Origin of the sequence: Hallella multisaccharivorax DSM 17128 (assembly GCF_000218235.1) — a bacterium.
Taxonomy (GTDB): Bacteria; Bacteroidota; Bacteroidia; order Bacteroidales; family Bacteroidaceae; genus Prevotella; species Prevotella multisaccharivorax.
In genome coordinates this window covers 3,159,656-3,173,241 of the sequence record NZ_GL945017.1, presented here as the reverse complement: position 1 = coordinate 3,173,241, position 13,586 = coordinate 3,159,656, and the positions used below count along the sequence as shown (strand labels likewise).

The 13,586-nt window shown below is 51.0% G+C and carries 9 protein-coding genes; 5 read left to right on the top strand and 4 right to left on the bottom strand.

All coding sequences use genetic code 11. The features are described from left to right. Positions 1-2: 2 nt before the first annotated feature. From PREMU_RS13380 to nrfH, 3 genes are all read right to left on the bottom strand, one after another. Entirely contained in the window at positions 3-1,292 is a 1,290-nt protein-coding gene (locus tag PREMU_RS13380; RefSeq protein ID WP_007576112.1) for a cytochrome c biogenesis ResB family protein, read from the bottom strand. 136 nt (positions 1,293-1,428) lie between these two features. Then, positions 1,429-2,925: an ammonia-forming cytochrome c nitrite reductase gene (gene nrfA, locus PREMU_RS13375; RefSeq protein ID WP_007576110.1), complete on the bottom strand. Its 1,497-nt coding sequence runs from the start codon at positions 2,923-2,925 to the stop codon at positions 1,429-1,431. Between the two features lie 51 nt (positions 2,926-2,976). Then, positions 2,977-3,606 carry a cytochrome c nitrite reductase small subunit gene (gene nrfH, locus PREMU_RS13370; protein WP_007576108.1) on the bottom strand — a complete coding sequence of 210 codons (630 nt, stop codon included), beginning with the start codon at positions 3,604-3,606 and terminating at the stop codon, positions 2,977-2,979. A gap of 224 nt (positions 3,607-3,830) precedes the next feature. On the opposite strand from nrfH, the gene PREMU_RS13365 reads away from it, so the two are divergent. From PREMU_RS13365 to asnA, 4 genes are all read left to right on the top strand, one after another. Then, positions 3,831-6,674 carry a putative LPS assembly protein LptD gene (locus tag PREMU_RS13365; RefSeq protein WP_007576106.1) on the top strand — a complete coding sequence of 948 codons (2,844 nt, stop codon included), beginning with the start codon at positions 3,831-3,833 and terminating at the stop codon, positions 6,672-6,674. A gap of 64 nt (positions 6,675-6,738) precedes the next feature. Next, positions 6,739-7,917, top strand: a complete 1,179-nt coding sequence (locus PREMU_RS13360) for a trans-sulfuration enzyme family protein (RefSeq protein ID WP_007576104.1) — start codon at positions 6,739-6,741, stop codon at positions 7,915-7,917. 17 nt (positions 7,918-7,934) lie between these two features. Beyond that, positions 7,935-9,140 carry a MalY/PatB family protein gene (locus PREMU_RS13355; RefSeq protein ID WP_007576103.1) on the top strand — a complete coding sequence of 402 codons (1,206 nt, stop codon included), beginning with the start codon at positions 7,935-7,937 and terminating at the stop codon, positions 9,138-9,140. A gap of 237 nt (positions 9,141-9,377) precedes the next feature. Beyond that, positions 9,378-10,415, top strand: coding sequence for an aspartate--ammonia ligase (gene asnA, locus PREMU_RS13350; RefSeq protein WP_007576101.1), 1,038 nt, complete (start codon positions 9,378-9,380; stop codon positions 10,413-10,415). A gap of 193 nt (positions 10,416-10,608) precedes the next feature. On the opposite strand, the gene PREMU_RS13345 is transcribed toward asnA, so the two are convergent. Further along, positions 10,609-12,423: a DNA polymerase III subunit gamma/tau gene (locus PREMU_RS13345; protein WP_007576099.1), complete on the bottom strand. Its 1,815-nt coding sequence runs from the start codon at positions 12,421-12,423 to the stop codon at positions 10,609-10,611. Positions 12,424-12,731: 308 nt separating this feature from the next. Here PREMU_RS13345 and PREMU_RS13340 point away from each other — a divergent pair, with 308 nt between their 5' ends. Then, positions 12,732-13,562, top strand: coding sequence for a lipocalin-like domain-containing protein (locus tag PREMU_RS13340; RefSeq protein ID WP_050796444.1), 831 nt, complete (start codon positions 12,732-12,734; stop codon positions 13,560-13,562). Positions 13,563-13,586 lie beyond the last annotated feature (24 nt).

Here is a 13,586-nt window from a genome sequence, read left to right as displayed (position 1 = left end):
AATCAATTGTTGTTAGGTATCACCCTTCTCGTTCCCAACATACCGATGGCACCAAGGGCTAATAACAGAATACCGATATAGACAGCAGGAAGCCAGGGATCTTTCACCAGTTCGAAGACACTCAGTGTGCTCCATTTGCCCATCTCTTCATTGTAACTTAGTTGATAAATTTTCCAGCCGTTGATGGTAAGCGGATGATTGACTTCAATAGTGGTCTGAAGGTTCTTTCCGTCCTCAGTATAGACATCCACGAGCGAGGCATATCGCTTGGGTTCACGTCGGCCCATGACGATATTATGACTCTTGTTGAGCTGTAAGCCTTGATACGTGAACTGGTAACTTCCGCAGGTGACCCAACCCTCACGTTTCGTTTTGCCCTTTGTTGCTTCCACAAGTAGCGCACATTGGGATCCCGGCATGCCCGTGGAGAGGTAACCGTCTTTGTTCAGTGTCAGTCCGAGTGAGTCGAGGCGCAAGTGTCGCATCATCTCTACCGGCATGCTATTGCCCATTTTAGCAAGGGCGGAAGGGAAGGCATTGTCGATGCGTTTCTTCACAGAGATTGTCCATCCTTGCAGCGAACCGCTCTTGAACGTGGAGTCGATGAGCAACGTCTCCGGTTGTTTGGCGGGAAGAGGAATGCCGTTAGCATCTATCACCATGAGTTTTGGGGGATATTCGTCAATCGTGAATTTCTCCAATTGCAAGGCTACGGGCAAGTGATGCACGTTGTTCCAGGCATCGAGTGCACGCCATTCAGGCTTGCCCTGTTCACAGTACATCTTCAACCGCTGCATATCTGCACTGCCCAATGTGCCGCAGGTGAGGACTATGAACAGGCCAATATGGCTGAGCGTCGTTGCCCATTGCTTTCTCTTTGGGTGCATGATCTGACGGGTGGCTTCCTGTGCCACGATAGCTGTCATCCATAAATAAGTCAGGATAAACGGCCAGAAACAGAGCATCCTGCTGATTCCTATTGGGTCTTTTACGGTGGTAGTGGGAGAAGCCTGACGCGTCAGGCCCATGATAAGAGTAAGGCACACAACGCAAACAACAGCGGGGACTGCCGCTTGCGGTGTAGTTATGAATCGGAGAAAATACGACTTTTCCCTCAACATGTAGACGGCGATGCTCAGAGCTATAAGGAGTAAGAGAGTGATGATATTTGCGGGCCACATAAAGATATCCCAATTGAGCGGACCTATGCTTAATTGTAGCATGAAGCCTACAAGAAAGAGTCCTGCGTCAATCATGAAACCTTCACGGAAGGTATATGGTTTTTTCCACATGTTAGTATTTACAAGGTGTAGGGTGATGAAAAATGTGTGATGATGGAAGAGATGTATCGTGGAGGGCGATAATAAACTGGCTCCGGATGAGCCGGAGCCAGTAATATACACATGTCATCCTGACAAATTGGAAACATCAAATAGGTTGTGTGATGAACCGTTTATTCTTCCTTGCAGTATCAATCCACTTAGGTACAATTGTGTCAAGGAAGTCTTTTTTCTGTTTCCTGAGTTGTTGCATATTTAGTCCAATGTATTGCGCGGCCTTCTCTCTGGTCGAGATGTCTGGCAGCGGGATGGCTCTTGTCCATCCGTGCATTGCCACGACTTTCTGACACTCCAGTTGCGCGTCCTTGGCATACTCCATGGCATCAGCCAACAACCGCATGCACTCTTGCGGAGCATGGAAGGCGGCGCCGTGCGAAGCCATTGAGTAGTCCCAACGCCATTGGCTCTTGCGGATGTCGTCTAATGCCTTCTGCATCTCAGTATCCTTTGCGCCGTGCTTCCAGGCAAACTGTGCCATGATGTGGGCGTCGGCAAGCTGCACGTCAACTTTCTTGGCGAAGGTGTAGACCTTTTCCTCGCGGTCGTAGACGTTCTGCCTCAGCACGTCAGCAGGCTGGCGGTGGCAGGTCTGACACGTACGGTCGATATGGGCAAGCGGCGACATGATGTGGTGATCGGTGTATTTCACGCCGCCTTCAGAGATATAAGGCATGTGGCAGTCGGCACACGATACGCCGCGCTGTCCGTGAATGCCTTGCAGGAACATCTCGTAACCGGGATGCTGGGCTTTGAGAATCTTTGCCTTGGACAGAGGATGAATGTAGTCGTAGAAACCGATAGAGTCGTAGTATTCCTCGGCTGCTTCGCAGGTGAGACCCTTCTCTTGCGGGAAGTGGAGATAGTTGCCATTCTCTTTTTCAAAGTAATATTCGGTGTGGCACTGTGCACAGACGAGGGAGCGCATCTCCTGGTGAGATGCTTTCTTCACGTCCTTTCCTACGCGTGCCCATGCCTCGTAGAGGGCGGGGCGTGCGGGCTTGAGATCCATGGTGCGTGCATCGTGACAGTCGGAGCAGCCGACAGTGTTCATCACCTCGTCTCCCCAGTCACTCCATTTGGCAGCATAAAACTTATCCGTGCCTTTCTCCCGCATTAGGCGCGGCACGTCCGGACCTTTACATGTCCAGCATGTGCCCGGCTGCATGTCGGTCTGTCCATCGACACCCGGAGCGCCTGTGCGGAGGATCTTCCTCAGGTCCTCAATGCAATGACGGTGTCCCCGCGGGGTGTTGTACTCGCGCGAGAAGGCATAGCCTGCCCAGTTGATGACGATGGCGGGGTTCTCTTCCAGCACATCCACCTCCTTAGACCCGTTGTATTTGCTGACGAAGCTGGTGTCTTCGGTCATCGACCATGTCTCATACTCACGTGGGAAGTCCTCGGCAAACTTCTCGTTTTGTGACACAATGGAATCGGTCATCGGCGTACGGCGGTTGTTGAACACGCTGGCTACCTCGGCGCGCCGCTCAAGGAGTGAGGAGCAGATAAGCCCCAAGACGAACACGAGGACCATTGCTCCGGCGAAGATGATCCAACCTTGCCATTTCTTCAGTTGCTTAGCCATAATATCTTGTATTTCTATTTTCTGTTATCTACAGTGAACTTGTCGCAGCTCTCATCGTGGTTTGTGTCCCAGTGCCTTTTGCAGCCAAGCCGGTACCGGCGAGGGCGGCATAGGCTCCACATATTCAGCATTGGGAGTGGACGAAAGCGAATTTTTCCCGGCATGCGGCACGTTGCGGTGGCAGTCCCAGCAAGCCAGTCCTTCCCCGCGTTTAGCTTCCATATAGTCGATGCGTCCTGTCTTGACGAACTCTTGATTGAGTTGCTTGTGACAGCGGATGCAGTTGTCCATAATGACTTCGTCCGACATAGTCTCGGCTTCAATGGCCTGGTGCTCGCTGCGGGTAACGAAGTAAGCCACATGCTTCATTCCGTCTATCCCTTTGAAAGCGTAGTGCGCAAGCATGTTGCCGTTGGGTACATGACAGTCGTTACAGGTCGCGTCACGGGCATGGGAGGAGTGACTCCATGTGGCGTAATAGGGTGACATGATGTGGCAATTGATGCATGCGGCAGGATCGTCACCTATAATATAGGTGTGCATGCGCAGCAAATACATGAAGAGAGCCACAAGTCCAACGATAACGCCACACAAAGCCACAAGGGTCGTCTTCATGGGGAAAGACAACGAGGAAGTGAAAGTATGCCAATATGTTTTTATCTTATTCCAAAGATTTTTCATAGGTCTGTCGCTCTTAGAGTCATGCACCGGAGTACCGAGCGCGCTTTTAGTTGGTTGCTCTTCTTTTATTTAACAAAGTTATTAAATCCTTTTTAATATCTTGTCAAATAATAAGAAAAAAACAGCCTTAGGGCGTTATTCAGTCCACAAGTGCGTTAATTTTGCGAAAAGCACGGCTATTCACGAGAGAATATTGTAATTTTGTACCCATATTTTGCACATATATGTGGACATCAATAAGGACTAAGTCTCTCATCATATTGCTTTCATGTGCTGTTTTGTTCGTTTGGGCAGGCAGTCGTCCGCTTCTTCCTGTAAAGAAGGGAAAGCCTGTGACAACCGATAGTGCAAAGGCGAAGCAGCAGCGTACAGCCGATGATGCCGGTGTGGATACTCTCTCTATGGACTCCCTTCAGCTTGCCGTCTTCCATCACAACAAGGCCATCGACGATTCCATTCGTGCCGATTCCATCAACCGTGCCAAGAAGAAAGGCATAGATGCTCCTGTTGTTTATTCAGCCGACGACTCCCTGGTTTACGATGCGCAGACCAAGAATGCAAAGCTCTATGGTAACTCCGAGGTGAAGTATGAGAACATGGACTTGAAGAGCGACAAGATTAGAATGAATCTCGATTCGTCGCTTGTTCGTGCCACAGGAACAGCAGACAGCACGCAGAAGGGCGGGTTGAAAGGTCGTCCGGTGTTTGTCATGGGTGCCGACAACTATGATACCGATACCATCACCTTTAATTTCAAGACCAAGAAGGGTATTGTAGAAAATGCCTTTACCAAGCAGGAGGACGGATTTCTGCGCAGCAAGATCTCCAAGCGCACGAGTACAGGCGACGTCTATCTCGCTCATGGCCGCTACACCACATGCGACAAGGAGCATCCTGACTTTTATATCTCTCTGTCTCGCGCTAAGGTCCGTCCTGGAAAGGATGTGGTGTTCGGTCCCGCTTATCTTGTTGTGGCCGATGTGCCGTTGCCTTTTGCCATTCCCTATGGATTCTTTCCGTTCACCAAGAGCTATAGCTCCGGATTCATCATGCCGAGTTATGGCGACGAGCAGAGCCGTGGCTTCTACCTGCGTGATGGCGGCTATTATTTCGCCTTGAGCGATAAGATGGACCTCAAGCTCATTGGTGAGATTTATACGAAAGGCTCTTGGGGCATCACCGCCACGAGCAACTACCGCAAGCGTTATAGGTACAACGGCTCCTTCCTCTTCAGCTATCAGGACACACGTACGGGTGACAAGGGCATGCCTGACTATGCCAAGCAGACCAGTTTCAAGGTGCAGTGGAGCCACCACCAGGATCCGAAGGCCAACCCCTTCAGTTCTCTCGCGGCCAGTGTCAACTTTGCCACGTCGAGCTATGAGCGCAACAACCTGACGAGTATGTACAACCCGCAGTCGCTCACGCAGTCCACCCGCACCTCTTCCGTGAGCTGGAGCACCACCTTCTCCAGTATTGGCATGTTACTGAGCTCCACAGTTAACCTGAGTCAGAACATGCGCGACTCCACCATTGCAATGACCCTTCCCGACCTCAATATCAGTATCTCCCGTTTCTATCCCTTCCGCCGCAAGCATGTCGTGGGTGATGAGCGTTGGTATGAGAAGATTTCCATGAGCTATACGGGGCAGTTCTCCAATTCTATCAACACCAAGGAGAACCGGCTCATGCACTCCAACATCATCAAAGATTGGCGCAATGGCTTTCAGCATAACATTCCGGTCAGTGCCAACTTCACATTATTTAAATACATCAACATCAACCCGTCGTTCAATTTCACCGACCGTATGTACACCAACAAGGTGACGAGATCATGGGACGAAGCAACCCAAAAGGAAGTCTCCGACACCACTTACGGCTTTCATAATGTGTACAACTGGAATCTCTCGCTTTCGGCTTCAACCAAGCTTTATGGCTTCTTCACGCCCAGTCGCAAGATTTTTGGCGACAAGATCCAGGCCATTCGCCATGTCATCACGCCCACGGTGAGCTTCAGCTATGCTCCTGACTTCAGTGCATCGCGCTACGGTTATTACCAGACCTATCAGAAGACTGATGCTGACGGCAACGTGTCGTTGGTTCAGTATTCACCTTATGGGGATGCGCTTTACAGTGTGCCGGGCAAAGGGCGCACGGGGAGTATCTCGTGGAGTTTCGACAATAATCTCGAGATGAAAATCAAGACCGACAAGGATTCCACGGGCTTCAAGAAGATCAGTCTCATCGATCAGCTCGGATGGTCGATGTCTTACAATATGGCGGCCAAAGAGAAGCCGCTCAGCGACCTTACGGTCAACCTGCGTCTGAAATGGTGGAAAAACTACACTTTCAACATGACGGGCGTCTTCGCTTCTTATGCTTATGAGCTCGACGGAAACGGTAAGCCCTACGAAGGCAACCACACTTACTGGGGTATGGGCAAGTTCGGCCGCTTCCAGGGCATGTCGCAGAACATCTCCTACACGCTCACGCCGGAAAAGATCAAGAAGTTTTTCAGCGGCGAAAAAGACAATACGGACAAAGATAATAAGAATAAGAAGAAAGATGACGATGAAGGTATCGACACCGACATCAACAGCAATGTCGACGATACGATGATTGAAGGTCAGCGCGGTGCCTCTAAGGATGATAAGGGCGGCAAGGCTGATACCGACGGCGACGGCTACATGACTTTCTCCATGCCATGGTCGCTCACCTTCGGCTATGGCGTCACGATGAGCGAGAACCGCGATGAGAAGAAGTTCAATTACAAAACCATGCGCTATCCCTATAAGTTCACGCAGACCTTGAATGTAAGTGGAAACTTGCGCATCTCAGATGGATGGAATATCAGCTTCTCCTCCGGTTACGACTTCGACAACCACAAGGTATCAATGACAACAGCTTCGCTGCAACGAGATCTCCACTGCTTCAATATGAGCTGCTCTCTTGTGCTGGCGCCTTACGCAAGCTACAACTTTACTTTCCGTGCCAACGCCTCAACGCTCACCGATGCCCTGAAATACGATAAGCGGTCGGGCTATAGCAATGCCGTTCAATGGTACTAAGGACGATAGATGCTGTGAGTGATGCGTTGGAAATGATGTGAAAGAGAGACTATCTATTATAATAATGAGGAAAAGTACACAGGCAATCCATTTGCCTTACCGCCGCCGCGATGCCTACGATGCATTGAGCATGCCGGTCTACAACGCTGTGGCTTATGAGTTTAGCGACGCGCGGACAATGGCCGACGCCTTTTGTGAGCGCATTGACGCGCCTGACTATTCGCGTTGTGAAAACCCCACGGTGGACAATTTCGAGGACCGCGTGCGCGCCCTGACCGACGCTTACAGTGTCTCGGCACTCAACAGTGGCATGGCGGCCATCAGCAACACTATGCTGGCCCTCACATCGCAGGGCAAAAATGTGGTGTCGTCGACCCATATGTTTGGCAACACCTTTGACCTGCTCAACCGCTCGCTGAGGAAGTTCGGTGTAGGCTTGCATACCACCGACCTCACCGATATAGAACAGGTCAAGGCTGCAGTTGACGACAATACGTGCTGTATCTTCGTGGAGATCATTACCAATCCGCAGATGGAAGTGGCTGACCTTACAGCTCTGGCCTGTGTAGCACACGAGCGGCATATACCGCTTGTAGCTGACACTACGACAATTCCTTTCACCATGTTCTCAGTCCGCAGCTTGGGCGTAGATATTGAAGTGGTCTCCTCCACCAAATACATCAGCGGTGGGGCCACGTCGCTTGGAGGCCTAATCATTGACTACGGCACCGACTATACTAAGGGCTTCACGCAGGCCATCAAGAGCGAGATGCTGTTCAACTTTGGCGCTTACATGACGCCGCAGGTCGCTTTTCTTCAGACCATGGGGCTGGAGACGCTCGATGCCCGCTATCGCGTGCAGTCGGCCAACGCGCTCCAATTAGCCAGGCGGCTGCGTGGATTGAACTCCATTCGCGCCGTCAACTACGTTGGTCTGGAGGATAATCCATTCTATCAGTTGGCCCAGCGCCAGTTTGGTAAGACGGCAGGTGCCATGGTCTGCATCGACCTGGACAATGAGAAGGCATGTTTCCGTTTTCTCGACCGGCTGAAACTTGTGTGTCGTGCCACCAATCTCTTCGACAACCGCACCCTTGCCATTCATCCTTACTCCACCATCTTCGGTAACTTCACTCCTGAGGAGAAGGCCGGTATGGACGTTCTCGACACCACCATCCGCCTGAGTGTCGGTCTGGAAGACGTTGACGACATCTTTGAAGACATCCGCCAGGCTTTGTCTTAAGGATTTATATTTGTATCATGAAATACGACTTCTCTACAGTCATTGAGCGCAAAGGCAGTGGCGATCTCATGCACGAGGCGCTCTTGCCACGGTGGGGGCGCGACGATCTGCAGCCCATGTGGGTTGCCGATATGGATTTTCCGGTCCTGCCCGACATCATCGCGGCCATGCGCAAGCGTCTGGAACATCCCATTCTGGGCTATACTGTTGAGCCCGCTGATTATCGCCCTGCCATCATCGACTGGGTGCGCGCGCATCATCAGTGGGAAATCCGGCCCGAATGGATCAGTTTCATTCCGGGTATCGTCAAGGGTATCGGCATCATCTGTAATCTTTTCTGCAAGCCCGATGAGAAAGTAATCGTCATGCCGCCTGTCTATCATCCTTTCTTCCTTGTGCCGCGGGCCAACCAGCGCGAGGTGGTGTGGAATCCGCTGAAAGTCCGGAAGGAGGCTCTTGACAAGGCGCATACTGAGGCCGGCGACTACTATGAGATGGACTTTGAAGGTCTGAAGCGGGTGTGTGACGACAAGTGCCGTGTGCTCATTCTCTGCAATCCTCATAACCCCGGCGGCATCTGCTGGGACCGTGAGACCCTCGTGCGGCTGGCCGATTTCTGTTACGACCATCACCTGATCGTTGTCAGCGATGAGATTCATTGCGACATGGCGCTCTTCGGCCACAAGCACATTCCCTTCGCCTCCGTGTCGGGGCGGGCTGCCGAAATCAGTATCACCATGCAGGCACCCACCAAGACTTTCAACATTGCCGGTATTGTGTCATCGCATGCTATCGTCCCCAATCCCGACCTTCGTAAGCGCTTCTTTGGCTGGCTGAAGGCCAATGAGCTTGATGAGGCACACATCTTCGCCCACATCGCCACCGTCACCGCTTACCGTAAGGGCGAGGAATGGCGCCGGCAGATGTTGGAGGCGGTGGAGAGCAACGTGTGCTTTGTGGAGGACTTTTGCCGTGAACACATGCCGCAGATCAGGCCCATCCGCCCCGAAGCCAGCTTCTTAGTGTGGCTCAACTGTCGCGATCTTCATCTTGACCATAAGCAGCTGCTCAGCCTCTTCATCGATAAAGCTCACCTTGCTCTCAACGATGGCGAGATGTTCGGCCCTGGTGGCGAGGGCTTCATGCGGCTCAACATCGGTTCGCCCAAGGTATATATCCAGTCGGGTTTGGAGAAGCTTGCTATGGCTTTGCAAACTCACTGATTAACAGTATCTCTATCTTTGCAACGCCTTTACGGCGTAATGGCAATGTGTCATTACACCATAGTCCTTTAATAGCATCATTTGAGTACAGTTATAATAGCAAGTTGATTGTTTTTCACCAAACTTTGTGTTAATAAGGAAATAAATATCAGATATTGCTTGCGTTTTAATAATAATTCTGTAACTTTGTCGAACTATTTGGAAACTGTAGCCAGATAACTTCAAATTCTTCGACATATGAGTCAAATCATTAAGCCTTCGGGCTATCAAACGCTCCTTGACCGACGCCAGACGGAGCAGGGAATCAAACTGATTAAGGAATTTTTCCAGCAGAATCTCTCCACCGAGCTGCGACTAAGCCGTGCTACGGCACCGCTTTTCGTGCTGCAGGGGCTGGGTATCAACGATGACCTTAATGGCGTGGAGCGACCGGTTACCTTCCCCATCAAAGACATGGGAGAGGCCAAGGCAGAGGTGGTCCATTCGTTAGCTAAATGGAAACGGCTTACCCTTGCCAAGTTTGGTGTGGAGCCGGGCTTTGGCATCTACACGGATATGAATGCCATTCGGGCCGACGAAGAGCTTGACAACCTGCATTCGCTTTACGTGGACCAATGGGACTGGGAAGCGGTCATCACACGTGAGGAGCGTACACTTGCCTTCCTTGAAGACGTGGTGCGCCGCATCTATGCTGCGATCCTCCGCACGGAGTTTCTTGCATGTGAGACCTTCCCACAACTCAAGCCTTTCCTGCCCCGCCAAATCCATTTTATCCACTCACAGGACTTGCTTGACATGTATCCCGACCTGACACCCCATGAGCGTGAGGATGCCATCTGCAAGAAATATGGAGCCGTGTTTGTAGAAGGCATTGGAGGAAAACTCTCCGATGGAAAAAAGCACGACGGACGCGCCCCTGATTATGATGACTGGTCGACGGTAGCTGAGAATGGCAAGGTAGGTCTCAATGGTGATATCCTGATTTGGTATCCTGTCCTTGACCGTTCGTTCGAGCTCAGTTCGATGGGTATACGTGTCGACCAGGAGAGCTTGATCCGGCAGTTGGAAATCGAGCATCAGGAGGCAAGAGAGAAGCTTTATTTCCACCAGCAGCTGCTCAGCGGCAAATTGCCTTTGAGCATCGGTGGTGGAATAGGGCAGAGCCGTCTCTGTATGATTATGCTTCATAAGGCGCATATCGGCGAAATCCAGGCCAGTATCTGGCCGGAGGAGATGCGTGAGGAGTGCGCCCGTCTTGGCATGCCGCTCATTTAAATACGGCGGAAACAGCCATTTCCATTATCTTCTCATCGTAAACGCATCGTGCGACAATTGTCGCACGATCGTCAAACAGTTGCCGCACGATCGTCAAACAGTTGCCGCACGATCGTCAAGCAATTGCCGCACGATCTCTTGATGATTTGGTTGGTGGAGATTGAAGCGCATCTTCGTGTGACGGTTGTGCTTTTTAGCTCAACTCCAATCCTAAACTCACGCGCAGTTTTTCTATGGCCGGATTTCTCTTTCTCAGCGCATCAAAGATCTCCAATTTGGTGAGCGCGCGTGCGTTCTCATCCTGTTTTGCGAGTCTTGGGTTGAATTCGATGAGCGTATTGTGCAACCTGATGCGCATGGTAGCCCGAATTTTTTGCCGGATGGCGTTGATCTGGTCCAGCAGGAGCTTGTTATCCACCACGACTTCTATATTTGGATAGTCAGTGATTCTTGGGACAATGTTTTTCAACCGTGCCGCCAACCCAATGAATTTTTGTGGCATACGGTTGCACATGGAGGTCCATTCGCGGATGAGGTCATCGTCAGTGAAGTGGTCTTCCCGCTTGTTGGCTTCCTCTTTTTTTGCCTGTTCTTCATCCACAGTGATAGCTTCCGCAGGGTCTTTCCTCTCGGGTTTCCGCCTGAGGTCGGCAAAAGTCATGCCGATATTCTTCAAGTGGAAGGTGGTGCCGCTTAGCATAGTGGCGCCGGTGGTGATGTTGTGCTCTGGCTTTGAGGGAGTGTCGCTGGGGTCAGTCTTCTTGGGCTCGTCATGGACAGCGGTGTGCGTGGAGAGCCTTCGTGCAGCCCCGGTCACCTGCATAACCGGTTTAGGTTGCACCAAATTGTTTTTCTTAAACAGGGATTTCAATTGCATAGGGCTACGCCCACCGGCGGGCGCGTCTTCATCTTCAGGTTGTGTGATCTGTGCCACACGGATGAGAGTGAGCTCCACCAGTAAGCGCTTGTTGCTGCTTTGGCGGTATTGCACGTCGCATTCGTTGAGGATTTTCAGTGCCTGATAGAGGAAAGTCTGGGGACATTTCGCTGCTTGATCCTTGTATTTTTGCCGTTGGTTTTGGCTCACTTCAAGCAGCGGGAGTGTCTGTTCGTCTTTAGCCATCATCACGTTGCGCACGTGTGAGGCCAGCCCGTTGATGACATTGCTTCCGTCAAAGCCGCGCTGGATGATACTGTCAAGCAGCACCATGATGTCAGCGGCCTTGTTTTCAAGCGAGAGGTCGATGATCTTGAAATAGTTGTCAGCGTCAAGGACGTTGAGATCCTGCAGCACTTTCTCATAAGTGATGTGTCCTTGGCAGAAACTTGCTACCTGGTCGAAGATGGACAACGCGTCGCGCATGCCGCCGTCAGCCTTCTCAGCAATGACGTTGAGTGCCTCCTCCTCGTAGGTGATACCCTCTTTTCCGGCGACCATCTCTAAGTGCCGGATGATTTCCGGCACCGTCATGCGTTCAAAATCGTAGATTTGACAGCGCGAGAGAATGGTGGGTAGAATCTTGTTTTTCTCTGTGGTGGCAAGAATAAAGATGACGTGCGCGGGCGGCTCCTCCAGCGTCTTGAGGAAAGCATTGAAGGCTGCCTGTGAGAGCATGTGCACCTCGTCGATAATGAATACCTTATATCTGCCTGTCTGTGGAGGGATGAGTGTCTGCTCCATGAGCGTCTTGATGTTCTCTACGGAGTTGTTGCTTGCTGCGTCGAGCTCAAAGATGTTCATCGACCTTCCTTCGTTGAAAGCGCGACAGCTCTCACACTCGTTACAGGCCTCACCGTCCTGTGTGGGATTCTCACAATTGATGGCTTTGGCGAAGATGCGTGCGCAGGTGGTCTTGCCTACACCGCGAGGCCCACAAAAAAGATATGCGTGGGCCAGCTTGCCAGACTTCACGGCATTCTTCAGTGTTGTGGTCAGAGCCTCTTGTCCAACCACGGAGGAGAATGTCATCGGGCGATATTTCCTTGCGGAAACAATATAGTTGTCCATATGGATAAACGGATAAATAACGGATGATTACGCCTGCAAACTTACATAAAATCTGTGGATTTTACACCAGTTTGATAAAGAAAAATGAGTTCACACCATAACTTTCAGCAGAAAATCAGTGCGTGTCTCATGTTTCTCATGTTTTTAAAGCGCGGAGAGATGATGCTTCATGAGTATTAATAAATGGATTTTATGCCTTAATTTCAAGGCAAGATACGGAAAATAAGAAAATGATTAAAAGCTTACTACTATTTTTTGTAACTTTGCCGCTCAATTGAAGACGGTAATTTTTTATTTAATTCATACAGATGAAAACAAGTATCGTTTATGGTATGGCATTGGCTATGGGACTGGCTTTCACACCTATAGCGGAAGCCGTAGCCAGTGTGGAGGGGGTCAACATCGTGGCTCCCGCAAAGAAGAGACCGGTGAAGAAAACGGCCAAGAAGGCAACGAAGAGAAAGGCTGTGCTCTCTAAGACAACAGCGTCCACGACAGAAACAGCCACGACGGTAGCGCCAGTGAAGGTTGATTCCTCCAAACGATCCAAGACTTCCACTCCATCGGAAAGCAGCGGTAGTGGTCTCTTAGGCGGCATCATGTCTGCTATAGGCGGGGGCGCCGAGAGCGGGTCGATCCTCTCTGGACTCTCTACAATCTTCGATGCTGCAAAAGGAGCAACGAAGGACCGCATCATTGGCACTTGGACTTATGTAGAGCCGGCTGTGGTGTTCACCAGCAAAAACGTGCTGAATAACATTGGCGGTAAGGTGGCATCACAGGCCATTGAGAAGCAGTTGCAGGCACAGTTCGACAAGGCCGGCATCCGGAAAGGCATGATGAAGATGACGTTTGACAAGGACGGCAAGTTCACGCAATCAATCGGTGCAAAGGCCACTTCGGGCACCTACACTATTCAGAACCACAGCGTGGTGCTCAACTATGAAGGTGACATCAAGCAGATTGTAGGCACTACACAGCTTGACGGCAGCGACCTGCTCATCGTCATGGATGCCTCTAAACTGCTGAAATATGCCAATGCACTCGGCTCATTTACGGGCAATGCTGCCTTGAAATCGCTTGGCAGTATCATCGGCTCTGTTGACGGAATGCAGGTGGGACTCAAGCTCAATAAATAGGGTTTGCTGTCCTGACTGGCAGTA